Genomic DNA, 19239 nt, shown 5'->3' with positions numbered 1-19239 from the left:
TTGAGCAAAGAATTAATGATCTTTTAGATGCCTATGAGAAACAGATCCTTGAAAGACATGAGCTCGTCGCAAAATTAAAGGGATTGATAAATTGAAGTGAATATTAGGAATATGATCTAAATTATAGATCTGGCTTATTGCCAGGTCTTATTCGTTTTACAAGAGCATCTGAGACATATGCACAAAACCCGCATTTTATACATATGTCATTGAATCAATCCGAAGCCCACCCAAGCGATAAACCATTCATTTCATTCATTTCTTTCTGCTGTCGGATGACAAGAACTTTATCTCATTCCCGCGCGGGGCCGCCTCCGCAGCTTTATTTTATTTCAGATTGTATTCTTTTCTCCCCGAAGCCGTTTTATCTGGCGTAAAGTCTCTTCAAATATTCGTCCCAATCAATTGAGGTTTGAGTTTCGGCTAATTCTTCAATTATTCTTTCGCGATCCCACAGTTTAATGTTAAGTTTTTGCCCAATCCTTATAGCGGATAAAGTAAATGATGAATTTGTAACAACTAATGCTTCATCGCAATCATAGAAGGATTTTCCTCTGAACACTTCTCGTATAGTTAATACGCCAACTGAGCCGTTACTCTTGCAATGTACACCAATTCTCCTTCCATTCTTCTCGATTATAATGTCTATACCATTTTCGCCACTTTTCGTGGTTAATGTTAACTTATACCCCTTACGCTTAAATACATCCGAGATAAAAAGCTTAAACTCTATGCCATCCAATTGATCTACTTCTTCAAATAGCATGTATTTCTCATATAGCTGTTCTTTGTAAAACGTAACTTTGTGGTAATGATTTTCTGCATCATCTAATACTTCGTTCTCGATGACCATGCGTTCGGGTGCAGGGGTTCGGGTTCCAGTTATGTACTTAGGTTGAGGCCTTTTGTAATCTACAAAAATCCAAATTAAGATAAAGCCAGAGATAATAATTATACTAGCAGACACCAAGTAATTATATTCATTTAAATATTCAATATTTGTATTTTCTGGTAATCCTATAAAGCGATGGGATATGACCTCTAAACCATAAAGTACAATAATAATCACAATGGATAAGAGAGAGCTAAAAAGATAAAAGAATATAATCGTGAGAAAGATACTTAAAGAAAGCTTTTTTGCCAAATACTTGATGTGTTCAGTCGACAAAATTGTCTCATACTTCTCTTTTATTGATTTATTAATTGATTCTATTCGTTCTTTAGTTGCGAGATAGACTGCCGTTTCCTCTCGAAATATAGAATCGACTTTACAACTGCAGCAATAAGTAACAATTTTCTCATTTTCTATTTTTTCAAACAATTCTTCTTTATGTTTCTGACAGAAATACTCCATTGTACACCTCAAGTCATATTACATAATTGGTGATTGTTGTCTGACTAAGAAACACGAAATCGAGAAATGTGGCTGACTCGTAAATTAACCTTTAGCAATATTAACCGCCATCGTCGTAACCATCAGCATTTAGATAACCTTCAATTACAAGACGTATAAATCCTGCCGTACTTTTTCTCCCCGTAACTCCAAACGAGGTTGTTGCATCCCGCTCCGGGATCGAGCCTGATAACTGCCTTCTAAAGCTTCGAAAATCCACTTTTTCCCGTTCAGTGCAAAGCAAAAGACGCCTTCTTTAATGTTTCCGCTTGTAAAGCCATTTACAAAAGGGGGGATCTGAGAAGCAGGTGGATTTTCTTCCAATGGATTAATAACAAACAACACGATCGCCTCGTTTTCTCTCATTATAAGCTGATGTCCGCTATTACAACTTTATGTCAACAAATTCGCTGAAATCCCGCTCATTCTTCAACTACCGGCTCAAATAGTTTTCTTTGGCTATTTTGGTTGACGAATGTTCTAATTACTCAGAGAACCAATCTAAAGGGGCGCCATTTGCAAAAGCTGCGTTTACATAATAATGGCGTAGAAAGTGGGGGGTGACCCGCTCCCCAATGGATAGTTTTTCATGAATTCTTCCGTCTGTTGGGAGACATTAAAGTCTTGAAGTGACAAATTTAATTTCTTGTAAGGAGGAAGTCCTTATGGCGAAAACCTTGTTAAGCTATCCCGTAGTTCTGCATTATAATGTAACCAGGTTATGTTAAAAGAAATGAGCTAAGCACCATTCAGCCCGCTTAGCTCATTTACATTTCCTCCTGATTTTTTATTTACAATATGGACAGTTCTCTCCAATTTTTTTGGTAGTTCTTCGAATCACTCTATCTTGCCACTCATGTTCATTAGTGCACTTCCACCACGCGAGAATTCCAGACCCTATTTTCACTTCGCTTGGTTTTTTGCTGTTCTTCTCTAGATGCCACTCGCTTGCAATATCAGGTCGCAGATACTCCAGACTCTCTTCGTACAATAACCGTTTTCCTGCGCAGTATGCACACCCGCGACCGCTTTTCCTCTGACAAGGGGAAGCATCATAAACATGGCTTGCATCCTTTGGACAATTCCACCATACATATCGGTTCGAACCTGGACCCAATTCCGTGGGGAGTATGCCAAGATCATTGTTTTTATCGAAATTCCACTCCGACAGCAAATGTGGAAGCAGAGCTGCCAAACTTTCTTCCTCCAACACCTTTTGACCCGTGCAGTAATGGCAACCCCTTCCGATTGCCCTTTTATCTGGCGCGGCTTCCCATTCATGCCTCTCATCTGCTGAGCATTTCCACCAAAACAGAATATTGGAATGAGTCGCTACCTCAGAAGGGTTCAATAAATTTTTCGTAGGGTGCCACTCTTTTACCAAATGAGGGTATACGCCGGCAATAGAGTTTTTAAAGGTAATCACCATAGCACTTCCTCTCCCATGACAAAAAGGGCATTTCGTGCCTTCCATTGCTCGCTTCGCACCCGATGCTGGGTACGTGTGCTGAAGTGAACACAGCCAAAAAAACTTATCATGTGTATAGGCATATATATCAAACGGCGTCAGATCTCCGTTTAAATCCGGGTGCCACTCTTCCACTAATGCTGGAAACAAAAAGCCGAGGCTTTTTTCTTTGGGTACTTCGTTTAAATATAAAAATGCTTCATTCCTTTTTTCGATAAGGTCAACTTCCCTGGCTTTTTTGACTTTCTCTTTGAGCTCATGATTTAGGGTCATGCCTTCAATATAATTAAGCAGCTGCCCATAACAATTCTGCAATGAATTCACACGATCCAGGTAGAAGTTAATGATATGGCAGAAGGAATTGTCAATCTCAATTGCTCCATATTCCCGGATCCGAACCAGTTGTATGCCATACTCAGTAAAAACTTTGTTTTTGGTTTCGTCTTTTATTTTGGAACGGAGATTCTTGTGATAATATTTCCCGTCATATTCAACCGCAAGCGAAATGGACGGGATATAGATGTCTGCCTCCATTTTTTTGAAAGTTAGTTTGCTTCCGCTTTCCGTATCAGGAAATGCTTCTAGTAAAGCGAGATAATACGTGAGTTCCGTCACTGAATTCCGCTTTCCCTTCGCACAGTAGCGGCAGCCGTTATTGAGATTTGTCCTGCTGTTTATCGTTGCATCCCAAACATGAGCAGGTTTGCGGGAACATTGCCACCAGACTTTGCGTGTACTTCCGTATGTTACATCATATGGTGTGAGATCCCCGTTCAACTCAGGGTGCCATTCTTGGGCTAGGTTAAGATGCGTTGAAGCAAGGCTTATGCATCTCCTGCACTTTTTCCTCCCTTGTTCCCTCTCGTAGACTTGAGCCAGCCAACGGTTTTGACACATCTTGCACTCCCACCATACCACAGAGCTTGAAGGGGCATTCGCCGCAGTCATGCCTATATTTAATTCTGCACAAAACTCTTTTTCCAATTCTGGAAGCACGGTTTGCTTCTCCCTCCCTTATAGACGTCCGTTATACTCGATCAAAGCTTAACGTAAAATTATGCCTCCTAATAGTTGAGTCAAGTTCATGTTCGATATTCTTCAACGACGAGGAACTGTATTCCTGTTCTATATTATTTGATGCGTCCAAATAGTAATAGTTCTTCGTCCCGATTTTGCTCACTTCGACAACGCCTGCTTCTTTCAAGACCCTCAAATGATGGCTATCGGCCGGCCTGGATAAATGGGTTTGTTCAGTAATACGACCGACGCGCAGCCCTTCGCACCCGGCTTGAAGCAGCGCCGCGATAATAAGCTGTCTTGTTTCGTCGCCGATAGCTTGCAGCACCTTCGTGTTGGTTTTAAAATCTGCGATGATTTGCTCCATATTAAGCTTGAATTCCATTTTGCTTAACTTCGTTCTGTTCGTAATCCGATTCGTTCGAACGAATATAGCTTATAGCACCCTATTTCATTCCTCTCAATATCGGGAAAGAAAACAGAGACAGATGCGCGTTGTCAAAATCAAACTTACCAGCGTTTGTCCAATAATAAAGAAAAGGTAGTCGATCCTCTAGCCAGATACCACCGCTACAATCACAATTAGTGTAACAAGAAAGACTTCAACTGGTCCCGTCGGGAATGAGATCAAGTTCTTGTCAAAATCGGGAATGGGATCAAGTTCTTGTCATTGGCTCGTGACAAGAACTTGATCCCATAAAATAAAAAAGCCGCGATTTACGCGGCAATTAATGAGATAAAGTTCTTGTCACCCGACATCTGCTCTCTCTCACCCATCATCATCATCATCTCATCATGCCGCTGTTGTTGTTTGTGGTGGTGGTTTTAACCTATCCATTAAGGACAAGGCAGTGATGGTAATATGTTGATATGCACTATAGGCTATATGACCAGCTATCCAGGCTATTTTACAGTAATAGATTTTATCGAAAAAGAATAAAACCCAGCCCTCCCGACTGGGTTTTTCGTATTAGAGGGGGATCCTTCTTCTTTCAACAAAGCGAGTGAATTATCGTAAGCGATGATAGTCAGTTATAAAAGAATCCGAATTCGTCAACACCCCATGCGACATTCTCTGTTCTAAATACGCTTGTAATGCTGCTATTGTTCTCACACATTGCGTTAGCAGCGCATTTAGCCAATATTCATTGGCATCTTTCTAATAATTTGAGATGCATGGTCAGGAGATGAATCGAATACAATCTGAAAGTCTTTGTCTCCCATTTCCTTCTCAATTTCCCACATAATATTTAGCAAATTTTCTGTTGCTTTTACGGAGAATTGTTCATTAGTCAGTTCACCAGTTTTAAGAGATGAAACCAATAACCGATGATATTTTTGTAAATTATATTGAAGGTTTTGGAATTCATCCAGCTTACTTCGATCTACTCTATCATTTAGCCGTCGTTGTAGGATTAATTCAATTTCGCCTGCATGAATTTTGTTTATATTACGTTCATTTAGATGTAATCTAAACATTTTAGACTGGTATATCTTTTCCTCCTCATCAAAAAGAGAATTGATGTTCATTGTGTTATCACTCGTTAACCATGATGGAAAGTCTGGTAAGTCAGGTAAGTCTGGTAAGTCGGGGAGGTCTGGCAAGACAGGTAAACCTGGTATATTGGGTAAGTCTGGTATGGGTAATCCGTTATCTGCAACTTTACACCTTCCAATATTGGTCATAAAAATGGGTAGATCTAATCCATAAACTCCGAAAAGTAGAACACTAGCTGCGTAACCTTTTGCTTTTGAAACTGTTAGCCCAGTTGGAAAGAGGATACGATTAGCACATTGATGACATGTGCCGGTTACTGACCATACAATACCAGCGGTTCCATTAGGCTCAGCTAAGCACTTCGCGATTTTTATTCTATGATCCCCGCCGCCACTTGCTATGACTCTTTTCATCGGATCCTCATCTCTTCCCCAGCAACCCCATCTGTCCCCACTGTTGCTTTGAACAAAAGTGTGATCAAAGTCTGGAGTAGGTATTGATGGACCAGAGGAGTGTGAGGCCCCTCCTTCTTCGTGCAAGCTAACTGCATAAGCAATAAGAGCTCCAGAAGGAGGGTCTGGACAAAATACTTTATTATATGTTTCCAAATTAAGTGCAGAAAGTGGTATTTCACGAAGCCCCCCAGCTTCCCCCCTAAGAAAATTTGTACCATACAATAGACCTAGCTCAGGGTGATCCTGCTGATGAAGATTAGGAAAAGCACCTGTATACAGCAAGTTATTCTTTATGAAATAATCATTGACGGCTCTAAATCTTGCATCATAACCTTCTGGATTACCAAGGTCTGCTGCCTTAACATCTTTCCATTCTGCGAAACCTTGCTTAAAAAAGTAAAATCCATATAGATTTCTTTCACCATCGTGATGAAGAGTAGGAATACCTGCAGGATATCCATATTTTTGAGCTAGATCAGCAGCTGTTGTAAACATGACTCGAATGTCAGTTCGATCCGGATTTCCAATATCCCCCCCGTGTACAGCTCTAAATTCTACAGCTTCCTTTCTAATTAGAAAAACACCAAAGACAACGCCACTCCCAGGATTAGACTGATGAAAATTTGGAAACCCTGCTACATAGCCCTCCCCTTGCAACTCACGATCTACATAATCCATTGATGCATTAATTAGAGCAGCTTCTCTGCACATGTACAAAAACTCCATTCAGCGCGTTTATTTAACACAAATAACTTTTACAATAAATACCATTTATATTCAAATGCATCCGCTACAACTTTATTTGCACACTCTTAGATTCAAAAAAAAGCCCGAAGGCTTTTTGCGCCTTAGGCTATTTTCCTTTGGTTTCTCGCGCCCGCCTCATTTGTTCTTGAACCGGGCGCGCAGATGTATAGCGAGTGGGAGTAGTTTAGTGTCACATTCATTTTAATGTCAATAAGGGAGCTTATAACGCCTATTCTCTTAGCATTTGCTAGATTAGGGCAGCCTTTTAATAGAAGGATAGATTCAGATTCTGGAGCAAAAACAGAGGACTATTTCAGTCCCCACTTGATTCAAAGAAAAGCAGTCAATTCCTTTTGGGATCGACTGCTTTTCTAGAGCACGTATATACCTTTCAGGGTGTCTCACCAGGCGTGATGATATACACTTTCTAGGTTCATAGCAATCCAATTAGAAAAAAATCGGGGAAGTCTATATCCTAGGGAATCAATGATCCCCATTTTTATTTCCCTATACTAAAGCCATCTAAACCAATATTAGAACTGACCATACAAGTTACCTCTTTCTCGGGAATCACCAGATTATTAATGAAGGAAATCTGCATACGTAATTTACTGTTTTAAAAATGGTCCAATTACACTGGGAACGGCTTAAGCTAGCAGTTTTCAGTATTCACAAGTGGGATATTCCAACCTAATAAAGCAAAGTCTCACTTAATTTATTAGTAAGAGCCTTCGTATGATTGTCTAAAGAAGACCTGATACTACTTTTCAAAGCATTGTTTGCCTCTGCTGTTATACCATTTAAGAACCATTTAACTTGCAATGCATCTACAACAGCTCTATGACTTTCGCCAACAATATCAATTGCAGCACTATACCCTAGTCTTTCACGATCTTTCTGTTCTTGTGGAATCTTTGTATCATCTTTTACGCTCAAATACTTTTCGTAACGTTCAACGAGTTCTCTGCAATCTTCAACCAAAGTTTTTTCAGCATTTTTTAACTCCCGAACTCGATATTCATCGAGTACTAAAATTGCTTCTGCTAATTGCATAGAATGATTCACTTTACTGATTTTGTCATTCAAGATTTCCTTTATACTCTCTTCAGATATATTCCATACACCATTTTCCTTTAATGCATTTAATCTCCCATCCTGAATCATATTGCGTACAGTTTGGTAATGAACACCCAACAACTCAGCCGCTTGATTAATATCCAAAGTCCCCACCACCATTCTCAGCCTTTATAAAACTAATTTTATAATAATATAAAATGATACATTTGTAAAATGTGGTTTATAAACATATAAAATGTATTTTTGAATCCGCCGCCGGCGTCTCGAGGATTTATCCGAAAGGAACACCTTAATGATCCCGCCCGCTCGTCGGGAATTTGTTGCTTGCGCGCTTCTGTTGCAAAGATTACGATCCAAAATCTATGCACACTACTTCCTAAACTTAGCCATACGCCTACAATTGATATATACATGCACGCAGCTCGTCTGCAAATGCTAATGAAGATATATCAGGATACCATTGATTTTTATCATCTAGTACCTTCAAATGACCAAGCGAAGATTTTTGAAATCGAACGTGAGATAAACCAAATATTAGTTGTTCTGGATCATTGCCGAGCAAAATAAAAAAACAGAAAGCGCTTGGCCAACTTGGAAGGACCCCGCTTATCCTAAGTTGTTGTTGTTGTTTCTGATGTTGGTTGACAAGAACTTGATCCCATTTCCCAAAGCAGACCTTTATGATAAGACAGAAAATACCCGGATGCAATATACCCGGGCATTGGAGTTGTTCTATTTTATTGACGTGACTGTGACTTATTCCCTTTGAAATGAGGAGCCTCATGCTCCTCCTTTGCTTCACTCATTTTTTCCTCTGTGCTTATAGCGTCATTTTTCTGTCACTTCCTGTAATTTTTCTCGTAATTTTATAACCTCCAAAATCTTTTCTACAAAAGAGTAAAAGTATCAAGATGGAAATTTGAATTATTAAAAAAAATTATGTAAAGTGGATTTTCATTGAATTTGAATAGAAAAATGATGGTATTGAGGATATTGGATCCAATTCCTAATGTATAGCCCCAATATTTCAATTTTATGACTCCAATACCAGTTACAATATAAACTGCAACCACAACGAAATCCCAGCCAATAATTGCATAATCCATTTTTGATAATTGCACAAAAGGGTATAAATCCAAAGCCTTTATGATATAAGTAGTTAGATAAATAAAGAAAAGTGCCGACCAAATGAATATGAGTACAGAAGTGATAATAAGACCTAAGCTAAGTACAGGTTCAGACTCTATTTCTTCGATTTGTGTATCACTTCTTTTAACTATAGCTTCTCCACCCAATAAAATAACTGGGATTATATTAAAGATTAATCCTAGTAAAAACCACAAGATAGGGTTCGTATCACCAAGCGATTGGTATCTTATGCTCTCATCAATCACAGTTAGAATTGTTTCTTTATCGATATCGTCACCATACTTCTCGAACAATATTTCTTTGGGATACGCGTCTAAAGATATCATAATAAATGTATTTTCTGAGAGTGGGTTGAACTGCAAATGGATAAAAAACAGCTACAAGAAACAATAAGAGATTTTCAAGATAAGCAAAAAGAACTCATTAATTACATAACTAAACGCACAAAAGATGAGTTGCTGACACAACGTAGCTCATATGACTTTACTATTTCATCATACTAATATAGTGAATGCAAAATTCGCCATTTAGAACGTGCAGGTATCTATTTATTCGAGGCGGATTTGTCGAGAATATATGATCAGTGGGAGAAATCATATCAGGGACCGGTTAAGAAAAAATTTGAAGTATGGGTAGATAAGATCGGGGAACTATGGGGATCTGTAGAGTGTACGCCAAAGTTTTACAAAAGTAGAGCTCGAGTTCACTTTTCACAGTATGATGATGACAATCGATTTAAAAATGGTTTTATTCCGCTTTACTTAGGAAAGAGTGGGAACGTCTTTGAACGTATTCAAGAACATCATGAAGGGTACTATTCAAGTACATATGGACTCCGTTTAAAAGGTCGTAGTGAGTTTGAACACGTTAAGTTTCGGGTATCTAGTTCTGACTTAAGAGAGTTTGAACATGTAGATTTATTCCCAATGGTAACTGAAGTTGAGAAACGTTTAAGATCAGAATTAGACCCAATAGTGGGAAAGCAATGAATATCGTGCATCGTATGAATGCCGGCTTTCCTCTGTTAGTAATGGCCTACTAGATGAGTCTGTACATGAAATGATAATAGGAGCAAATCGCAGTCAAGCGATTTGCTCCTATTAATTGCTGCCCAAACTTATTACATCTTTTTACTTTGAGTGGAAGCGACGATGCAGTTCACGAACTTGCTCCGCAAGTTCCGGTACCGGGCCTTCAATGATCGTATCCTGGATGACGTCCTGAATACGCAGATTTCGCACGCGGGATGCGGGGACGCACAGATCGCCGAGCCAAGCGGTCAGTTGCGCAGATGAGCTCGCGTATACAATACGTCCGAGTTCGACCCAACCGTGCGCCGCAGCGCACATCGGACAGTGCTCACCGGACGTGTAGACCGTCGCAGTGCGCCGTTCTTCTACACTTAGATGATTAGCCGCCCATCGTGCTATAGCAAATTCTGGATGTTGTGTATGATCACCACCGGCGACATGATTATGGTCTTCGAATAAAACTTTTCCGTCTGAGGATACGAGGATGGAACCAAAAGGTTCGTCTCCTGCTTCCAGAGCGGCCTTAGCGAGCTCAATGCATCGCTTCAAATATTGGATATCCTGATCTTTCATTTTACACGGCCTCCTTCATGTGCTGCTGTTGCCCTTACAATTGTTCGTAATACAATATACAACAAACCCGCTCAAAAAACTGATATGCGATGATCCAAATGTATTTTCAATCTATCTACAAGCATCATATCTCCCACGCGTTTTGTTTTCTAACCGTAATATCACTGTACTTACCACGAATGAAATACATTAAGCCATAATTAAGCAGCAATATCTCAAATACGATGTTGCTCAGTCTATTGACTCTCCTAAACTCGAGACTAGAATCCCAAAAAGTCTTACTTTAGAAGATGCAGTAAAGATGGAACGTGTAGCTATGAAGCGAAAGATTGCGGAGCGTGATTATCTAATTACAGTCAGCTTCCTCCTTCTTGGACTCCGCGTGTCTGAGCTTGTTAGTATTGATTTAATTCATATAGATGAATACGAAGGTACCATATCAATTATTGGTAAAGGGGATAAAGAGCGTAAACTTATGCTTTTAATCTTGAATTTCTTCGTATTCTCTTCAAGAATAAAGGCCTTAAACTTCCACGTTCCCCCTGCTTCTAAGTTATTAGAATTGGCAAATGTACTCCCTACCTGCGCACCGGAATCATCATATAAATTAATTTCAATTTGCACGTAGCTTATAGAGGAAATAAGTTACTAATGTTATCGCTTGTTGCTTTTCCATCCGGGGCAAACTGTTCCTTTTTTAAAGTAAAACATAAAAAACATTGCCTCAGTTTGGCAATGTTGACGCGGCCCTTTTAACTTGTTATATTAGGTCATTAAATATGCTAAAAGGCGCTGCCATTCATTCTTCTCCCCTCCAATTCGATAGAATTGAACATAGGATCAATCCCTTTAACTCTCATAGTTAATTTCTGTCCAAAACTTTCCCCAATCTTCAATGTAATTTCTGATCCAACAGAAACATTTAATGTATACTGTTCAACGAAATGAGTTTCTAAGTAGTGTACTACCTTATTAATCTTAATCTCATTATGTTTTACAGAAGCCAAATAAAATGAAGTCGTCTTATCCATAGTATCAATACAATCAAACACATCAAAAATGGCCATATAATTTAGCCTCCCATTATTTAGGCGTGATAAAGTATTTAGCAACAGTTTCATGAACGATTGGAACGTTCTCTCTATGCCATTGAACAACTTTATCTCCGTTCGATTCAGCCTTATTTATGCTAGTCATTTCAATTGTTCACTTGTAAGCAAACTAGCACTGTTGCTATTACTGCTACCTATAAAACTGTCAATAATATTTTCTTGATTCTATAATACCTCCTTCAAAACTTTTTGCTATTTTGCGCTCGTCCTTAATTTATCATCTTGAAGTGCTATTGCTTCAAAAGCCTCGAGTCCTATTTATCTTTCTTCATCTTTTTTAAATTCATAAACGTAGAGGTCTTTCTTTGGGTTTTTTCAAAATATTGAAGGCTTTACCCTCGACCTACCGCGCGTTAAACTGCCCGTTGAGAAGACTGCCGATCCACTTGCCCAGCCTTCTCCTGTTTTAATGTGCGCTTGTTAGTATTTGATTTATTTATTTTGCTCCATAAGTGCTTGTTGAAATTATTTTCATATTAGTGGATGCATTTTTCTTCAAGTCTACAGGTACACCTGTCGTTTCACTCAATAATTTATACTTTTCATATGCATCCGTTTTTTTGTTGTTTTTGTAATCCATCCAGGCTAAATCCGAGAAAATTTTTGCGGATTTATTCATTAGGTTGGTTACTTCGACTGTTGTGTTACCTTTATCCATAGCTTTCCCAGCATAATAGACAGAATTATAGTAATTACCTTGCTCGAAGTAGTACTTAGCATCTTTATAATCTTTCGTAGGAATGATTATTTCCATATTTGCCGTAGCATTTTTCTTCAAGTCAACAGGTACCCCTGTTGTTTCACTCAATACTCTATACTTTTCATATGCATCCGTCTTTTTGTTGTTTGAGTAGTCCGTCCAGGCTAAATCCGAGAAAATTTTTGCGGATTTATTCATTAGGTTGGTTACTTCGACGGTTGTGTTACCTTTATCCATAGCTTTCCCAGCATAATAGACAGCATTATAGTAATTACCTTGCTCGAAGTAGTACTTAGCATCTTTATAATCTTTCGTAGGAATGATTATTTCCATATTTGCCGTAGCATTTTTCTTCAAGTCAACAGGTACACCTGTTGTTTCACTCAATACTCTATACTTTTCATATGCATCCGTCTTTTTGTTGTTTGTGTAGTCCGTCCAGGCTAAATCCGAGAAAATTTTTGCGGATTTATTCATTAAGTTGGTTACTTCGACTGTTGTGTTACCTTTGTCCATAGCCTTCCCAGCATAATAGACAGCATTATAGTAATTACCTTGCTCGAAGTAGTACTTAGCATCTTTATAATCTTTCGTTGGAATGATTGCTTCCATATTGGCTATAGCATTTTTTTTCAAGTCAACAGGTACACCTGTTGTTTCACCCAATTTTCTATACTTTTCATATGCATCGGTTTTTTTGTTATTTGTGTAGTCTGTCCATGCAGATTCGGATAACAATTGCGCGGATTTATTCATCAAAGCAGTCACTTCAGGTGTTGTATTGCCTTTGTCCATTGCATTCCCAGCAAAAGAAACAGCGTTATAATAGCTTCCTTGATCAAAATAATATTTGGCATCTTTATAATCTTTTGTTGGAATGATTACTTCCATATTGGCTATAGCATTTCTCTTTAAGTTTTCAGGTACATCGGTAGTAATACTGAGCTTTCTATACTTTTCATATGCATCCGTTTTTTTGTTATTTGTGTAGTCCGTCCATGCAGATTCGGACAATAGCTGCGCGGATTTATTCATTAATGTTGTAACATCGGATGATTTGTAACCTTGATCAAATGCATTTCCAGCAAAAGAAACAGCGTTATAATAGCTGCCTTGTTCAAAGTAATATTTAGCTTTTTGAAAATTTTCATTCGATTGTTGCTTGGCCGTCTCCGCACTGACAGTTTCTTTTGTCGGAATTACCTTTAAATCATCTTCAGACATGTTGTTAAGCGTACTGTTCAGATATGTTGAAACCTCTTGAAGTAGATAGTCAATATATAGACTAGATGCATATTCAGTATATTTTGTTTCGCCTTTAAAGGGTGTCCCTTCAATCCCAGCTTCATTTAAGTGATATAAGTCAAACAACATCTCTCTTAAATCTGAGCCTGATCTTGGAGCAGATATGTTCGGATAAATTTTTAGAATCAATTTATCGTCCTTAGACCCTGCATATCCATATCCTCCAGGAACCCCATATAATATCTTGTTGTCAGATAAAAAAATACTTATTTCAGAATCTGTCCCCGCATATTTAGACCAATAAAACGGATCATCAAATGGAGGAGTTAGTTTTTGGAATTCTTTATCGTTATAAGTATATCCTTCTCCCGAAAGTATTGCATATGCAGTCATACTCATTGTTAGATTTGTTGCATCTGAATCTTTATTTAAAATTTCGTGAGTATCCCAGATAAATTTAGCGGTATCAAATACTAATTTCCCATCTTCATAGACAGAATAGGATTCCTTAATTGATTTTGCGATTTCATACTTGTCATTTTTATTAATAAAGTCTGAAATAACTTTATTTACTTTTTTATATCTATCATTAAGCTTAATTTTCTCAGTAATTTTACCCCCAATTGCTTCAAAAGTAGTCGAAGACCACGAATCAAAAGAAATCTCTCCGTGAGTAATATCATAAATTGAGTCTCCATATGGTATTAAATTCACAACGCTGTTCCAGGCCGCTGCTTTTTTCGGGCTCTCAATTTTAATAGTATATTTAGGTGAGATACCGCTTATTGGGTCCCCCCAATTAAACCCAACAGATATCAATGTTTCTTTTTGTAGTTCTAGATTATCTCCGTCATAAGATGCATTTGCGTTTCCTGCAAATGCTAATGCGGCAATGCTAATACTTGTTAGGCAAACTAACAATGTCTTTTTCATGTGGCTGTTCCCCCTCGGCTGTATCCTATATACAACGAAAATGCGACTAATTATTACTGAGAATTCCAAACGTGTAACCCTTCACTGTCTAGGTCTAAAGTACCGTTGTCATATTAGATTATAGGGGAAATTTGGATGAATTGTCTATCATTTTTGATTTATTAATCCATTTCCTATGTAAGATCATTTGATTTCAAGTGGAGATGAGAAATATAAGTATTAAGGGGTACGTATTCGAAGCAGATCGATGTACGTTGAAGCGACTCAAACATTCCTTGAGAACCCGCTCAGGTAGCGGGCTGTTTCATTGCGTTGTTAATTCATGGATTCTTACTAAAGTCTTGTTGTGTGAAGTATTAGGTTTGTGTTTGTACACCCACAGGTAATCTTACGCCTTGATTTGTAAACAAGAAGTCTACTAGGTTCTGCATGATAGAGTTCAATTTTATCCCCATAATTGAAGGTTGACTGGTTCTGTTTTTAAAAATTCCTTAGTAAAAAATAGAAGTCGAGACCCCAATAAGGAATCTCGACGTGCTTCGTCAGATCAATTCAAATACAATTACGTTAAGTCTAAATTAAGGCTGTTTTTTTGTCAACGCAGCTATAGGCTATCCCAGTTAAGTATATAAAGTTACTCTTTGGGGCTGAACCCACAGGCTTCACGGTGCCATCCCATGTACGCCTGCTGATGTTGCGTAAGTTTTATTTGCTTGGCAGGATCAATTCGAAGATGTACCCGGTCCTGCATGCTCAGATGTGAAGAGATAAGCGTGTATCCCGATTCATCGAACGAGATGTCCTTACGATCGAACGCCACATCGTGATCTGGGCAAAGTAAAAGCCCGTTGTAAGGATCCAGTCGTTCGAACTTCGTTTCGCACTTACTCCAGTCTTTCACGTGACTCGCCCTAAGGTAGTTAACATTAGCGAATCCGCAGTATTCACACTGCTGGGTGCGTTCTAGCAGCTTATCCTTAAAGAGCGACTGCCCGACACGTACACGGATCAATCGCTCCCGCTCGGTGTCGGAAAGATCGCCTCGCTCGATCTCAGCAACAAAAGCTTCAGCTTCTTCTTCGGGGCTTAAGGTTACGTTCATCGTCTGTTTCGTGAATCGGTCGGGATCGAGCGGAATATATTCGTATTCTTTATTCATTCGCTCCGGCTTGAACTGAATATCGATGTCACCATTCTCTATGCAGTGCCACGGGACTCTAACCAGATAACATAATCCTTTCTGATATTCTCCCGCCCGTTCATACGTCCGTACAAGCACGGCTTCCACGGATTTACATTTAAAGGTTTCTTTGTCCTTCTTATAATCAAAACTCTCGAGTCCTGACTTGCGGTACGGGTTATTCCGTTCATCAAGCCGCCTTGTATACAGATGAACCCCGTGACCTTGATCGTCTAATAAGAAGTTGTCACTCAGATGCCTGACGCTGGTCGCCCCGCTCCGCAGCAGATAATCTTCCGCCCACTCTCTGGCAATTTCATAATGCCGCGAATGGTCCTTGTCCTCGCCTTTCCTTTTGCCCATGAGCTTTCCCTCCATCGGCTTTCTTCGAAACTGATTATGTGACAATGAAATGTTTCAAATCTCAAAATAACTCCATTTGTTCCACGTCTAGGTTATTTGTCGCAGGCGCTATAGTGTCATCGTTACCACTTGTTACAGCTTCAGACTCTCTTACAGGAGTACTGGCAGTATCTTGTGCCAAATCACCAGTAGTGATAACGAGCGCGCTATATACCTGTAATATGATTATTTGAGAGCATTGACTGCATTCGTATGCATACCCTCTTTTTAAAGAGACAGCTATTGCAATTCGCAAATCAAGATTAAATTGATTAGTTTGAGCGCAGGGGCCACATATAAAGTCTTGCAGCAGTTACACCTCCAAAAGAATAAATAAATTTAGCTCAGAACAATATTAGCCTGTCTTTGTGATTTGCTCATACTGAAGCTGCACGGTATAATAAGTAACCTAAACGCTCCGACGAAGTTTAAAGGTCTGTATCAGTCATCGAAAACAATTGCTCAAAAATGTATAAGAGATCATTTGGTATGAATTACGTTCTGCAAATTATTGTGCCTTCAAAATGAAGTCTACAATTTGTTGCACAAAACTGTAAAGATCAGAACCTTCTTCTAGATCTTTTTCTGCTTGATAGAGTTTAATGACTTCTTCTGCTACCTCGACTTTTTTAAAACCACTCGACAGTTTTTTTATTATATAATTGTATCTAGTTTCGTTAACTTCTATATCAATTTGATGTTCATGTATTATCGTTTCTGTAAGGTATAGCTTTGAAAACACTAAATCAAAAGATTGATCGCATGTAAACTTGAAAGTGCTCGGCAGATTTGACCTCTCGGGTCGCCCAAGTTTAATTGTTTCTATTTTCCCACAAGGCATAGTATATGAAACTGATTGACGCTTAAAGCGGTCAGTGCATAATGCCTCAATCATGATTTCTTGATTGATATAGTTTTCAATTTCCCTGCCTTTTGTTATGTGATAATCGGTGTAGGATCTTTCTTTGGAATCTAATTTATCTATAGTGTCAACAATGTTTTTTAATCTTGGCTTAAGACTATCATACTCAGTATTCCTATCCTTATCAGCTATCAGAATGGCATATCGACTGGTTTGCATAATATCCATAAACTCGTGTTTCACCCAAGGGACATCATCAACAAAAACCGAATAATAGTCTAATAGAGACCCACCGTACATTAAGAATGAGTAGTGTTTACCCTCAATAAGAGTCGGATGCATAAGCGAAATCCAATGTTTTAGATATATTCGATCGCTAGGGCCTTCGATCCATATCACAACATTGCTTTGAAGAAGTTGTGAGGCTTTAACACCAAGTGAATCTAATGCGGTCAGTAACTCACCTTTTCTTAGACAAGGTGTCAGGATCGTATAACGTTCATCTTTATCAAGTGTAACACTACAAATCGTTCCTTGATCATTAATCTGATCTATAAAAGCATTTGAATGAGTGGCAATAAAATACCGATGAATATTTAACATTTGGTCTGTATTTAAAATGTTTATTAATGATACAACCGCCTTGTTATGAAAATTCATCTCAGGCTCCTCAATAAAAAAGTTCGCGGCACCTATTTCTTATTCTTTTAATTGAAGAGTTTGAAAATATAAATACGAAAATATTTTTACGGACTGTAGCACCCCTCTACCCAACTGATTTAATTTAAATGTAACTTCAGTATCTGAGTACTTAATATTGAAAGTGAAATACAACTCACTATTCTTTAGTTCTACTTTGACTTGTTCTTCTAGTATTACAGAAATCCATTTTGACATGATTCTGCAATATTCTTCTCTTCCTGACATGTATGACATTATATGATTCAAATTTATTTGCGATCGTTCCTCATCAATAAAAACAAGCGAATCCCGAAATTTTTCTTCTGACTCAACAAACATTTCTTCAAGTTTCCCATTAGTAAAACTTATTAAAACATTTCTACCGTCTTCGAGTTGAACTATATCCTTTGTGTTCCCAAATACTTCTTGCTTATACATAAACACGTCTTGTTGCGAATCCATTTCTCCATCTTTTATTGCACGGAAGTAGTTAATAACATTTGATTTACCACTATTGTTGGGACCGATAAAAACATTAATCCTCTTAAAATCGAAAATATCAGGCTCTGCTCCTTGTCTTGCTCTTTCCAAGTCGTCTGGTTTCGTTAACCCCAACAATGACTTATAAGTCATCATATTAAAGGATTTAATTAAGTTGGATTGTTGTGAAGACATAATTACCATCCCTTCTTTAATATATTGTCATTATAGTAGAATGTAATTGCCGTTTTGCACATTCAGAGCTCCGTATGTGAGCGGTGCAGACAATCGGTAATATTCGTGGACATTTAGAATTAGCTCGGCCATACCTACCCTTTCTATGCAGGTTAGTGTTTGCTAAATTGAACATCGTTGTAAAGATTTCTTGAAAATTTACCCAAATTAGTTGGTTTTGTCTTTAAGACTATTGTATTAATATAGATGGCCTCAGCTATCGCTTCATTTAACTCAAAAGTGTTAACTTCAGTCTCCAACACACTAAATATACATGAAAAAAGCACATCAACTTTTTCCTTGTTGACCGAATTCAGAATCTCCATGGCTTCATTTTCGGATGAAGTAAAAATTGCGGAATTCTTTGTCAAATAGCCATCAGCACCAGCCTCATATTTACATAAATCAAATTTATTATGTAGAACGAATCTCAGCTCGTTTAATAATGCTTCATCTTTCGAAAAGACCAACAAGAATGCAGGGAACTTTTCATTGAACATATATCTATTCTGATTTAAAACAAGCTCAATTCCCTCAACATACCCTTTAAGCTCAATAATCGTTAAATCAAATAATTCTGGATCAGAATCCAACATTTCCGAAATATCTTCTTTAATTGATAAGAGTAAGTCAATCGCCTCTTGGTGTCCAAGGAGCAAAGTATCCTCAACTCCGTTTATATATCCAGATAAACGAATCTTTTCTATTTCAGAATCTTCACTTGTAATTTGATCATCCAATTCTTTTATTACTTTCTTAGCCCACTGATAATATTTAAGTTTCCCGCCGTACAATTTCAATGGTTTTTTCACGACTACTTACACCTCCGCCACTTTCTCCTCTGTCATCATCTTCAATACTATGACTTTGTGATCCGAAGAAATAAGAAATAACAGATAAGTGAAGAAGATTTAGACCATTGGTTTAAGCAGGTTGAAGATGATATGAAGCTGCCTTTCTTAAAACACAAAATTCTTAAAGAGACTGCTCTACTTAAAGATA

The 19239-nt window shown here is 38.2% G+C and carries 16 protein-coding genes and 1 pseudogene; 1 reads left to right on the top strand and 16 read right to left on the bottom strand.

The window, feature by feature from the left end; genetic code table 11:
* Nucleotides 1-364: 364 nt before the first annotated feature.
* The 8 genes and pseudogenes from AC58QO_RS33495 to AC58QO_RS33460 all read right to left on the bottom strand — a co-directional run bounded on the left by AC58QO_RS33495 (nt 365) and on the right by AC58QO_RS33460 (nt 9130).
* Nucleotides 365-1354, bottom strand: coding sequence for a restriction endonuclease (locus tag AC58QO_RS33495; protein ID WP_497273213.1), 990 nt, complete (start codon nt 1352-1354; stop codon nt 365-367).
* A 144-nt stretch (nt 1355-1498) separates the two neighbouring features.
* Nucleotides 1499-1735, bottom strand: coding sequence for a hypothetical protein (locus AC58QO_RS33490; protein WP_497273211.1), 237 nt, complete (start codon nt 1733-1735; stop codon nt 1499-1501).
* A 445-nt stretch (nt 1736-2180) separates the two neighbouring features.
* Nucleotides 2181-3476, bottom strand: a complete 1296-nt coding sequence (locus tag AC58QO_RS33485) for a zinc-ribbon domain-containing protein (RefSeq protein WP_497273214.1) — start codon at nt 3474-3476, stop codon at nt 2181-2183.
* Between the two features lie 27 nt (nt 3477-3503).
* Nucleotides 3504-3857, bottom strand: a pseudogene (locus AC58QO_RS33480) (zinc-ribbon domain-containing protein); the annotation flags it as partial.
* A gap of 31 nt (nt 3858-3888) precedes the next feature.
* Nucleotides 3889-4263, bottom strand: coding sequence for an ArsR/SmtB family transcription factor (locus AC58QO_RS33475; protein WP_497273209.1), 375 nt, complete (start codon nt 4261-4263; stop codon nt 3889-3891).
* A 749-nt stretch (nt 4264-5012) separates the two neighbouring features.
* The gene (locus tag AC58QO_RS33470) at nt 5013-6542 is read right to left on the bottom strand and encodes a hypothetical protein (RefSeq protein WP_497273207.1); all 1530 of its coding nucleotides are present in this window, start codon (nt 6540-6542) and stop codon (nt 5013-5015) included.
* A gap of 726 nt (nt 6543-7268) precedes the next feature.
* Nucleotides 7269-7799, bottom strand: a complete 531-nt coding sequence (locus AC58QO_RS33465) for a helix-turn-helix domain-containing protein (RefSeq protein ID WP_497273205.1) — start codon at nt 7797-7799, stop codon at nt 7269-7271.
* A gap of 743 nt (nt 7800-8542) precedes the next feature.
* Entirely contained in the window at nt 8543-9130 is a 588-nt protein-coding gene (locus AC58QO_RS33460) for a hypothetical protein (RefSeq protein WP_497273203.1), read from the bottom strand.
* 237 nt (nt 9131-9367) lie between these two features.
* Here AC58QO_RS33460 and AC58QO_RS33455 point away from each other — a divergent pair, with 237 nt between their 5' ends.
* Nucleotides 9368-9793, top strand: a complete 426-nt coding sequence (locus tag AC58QO_RS33455) for a hypothetical protein (RefSeq protein WP_497273201.1) — start codon at nt 9368-9370, stop codon at nt 9791-9793.
* Between the two features lie 141 nt (nt 9794-9934).
* On the opposite strand, the gene AC58QO_RS33450 is transcribed toward AC58QO_RS33455, so the two are convergent.
* The 8 genes from AC58QO_RS33450 to AC58QO_RS33415 all read right to left on the bottom strand — a co-directional run bounded on the left by AC58QO_RS33450 (nt 9935) and on the right by AC58QO_RS33415 (nt 19049).
* Nucleotides 9935-10408 carry a nucleoside deaminase gene (locus AC58QO_RS33450; protein ID WP_497273199.1) on the bottom strand — a complete coding sequence of 158 codons (474 nt, stop codon included), beginning with the start codon at nt 10406-10408 and terminating at the stop codon, nt 9935-9937.
* Between the two features lie 411 nt (nt 10409-10819).
* Nucleotides 10820-11032, bottom strand: coding sequence for an FxLYD domain-containing protein (locus AC58QO_RS33445; protein WP_497273197.1), 213 nt, complete (start codon nt 11030-11032; stop codon nt 10820-10822).
* 158 nt (nt 11033-11190) lie between these two features.
* Nucleotides 11191-11475, bottom strand: a complete 285-nt coding sequence (locus tag AC58QO_RS33440; protein WP_497273195.1) for a hypothetical protein — start codon at nt 11473-11475, stop codon at nt 11191-11193.
* 481 nt (nt 11476-11956) lie between these two features.
* Entirely contained in the window at nt 11957-14398 is a 2442-nt protein-coding gene (locus AC58QO_RS33435; RefSeq protein WP_497273193.1) for a hypothetical protein, read from the bottom strand.
* 634 nt (nt 14399-15032) lie between these two features.
* Nucleotides 15033-15941, bottom strand: a complete 909-nt coding sequence (locus AC58QO_RS33430; RefSeq protein WP_497273191.1) for an HNH endonuclease — start codon at nt 15939-15941, stop codon at nt 15033-15035.
* A gap of 547 nt (nt 15942-16488) precedes the next feature.
* A complete protein-coding gene (locus tag AC58QO_RS33425; protein ID WP_497273189.1) occupies nt 16489-17502 on the bottom strand; it encodes an OLD family protein in 1014 nt (337 codons plus the stop codon).
* Between the two features lie 39 nt (nt 17503-17541).
* The gene (locus AC58QO_RS33420; RefSeq protein WP_497273187.1) at nt 17542-18198 is read right to left on the bottom strand and encodes a hypothetical protein; all 657 of its coding nucleotides are present in this window, start codon (nt 18196-18198) and stop codon (nt 17542-17544) included.
* A gap of 152 nt (nt 18199-18350) precedes the next feature.
* Nucleotides 18351-19049 (bottom strand): hypothetical protein, encoded by a 699-nt coding sequence (locus AC58QO_RS33415; RefSeq protein WP_497273185.1) that lies wholly within the window; start codon nt 19047-19049, stop codon nt 18351-18353.
* Nucleotides 19050-19239 lie beyond the last annotated feature (190 nt).

This window comes from Paenibacillus sp. J31R30, assembly GCF_059692115.1.
This window is presented reverse-complemented; position numbering and strand designations above follow the sequence as displayed.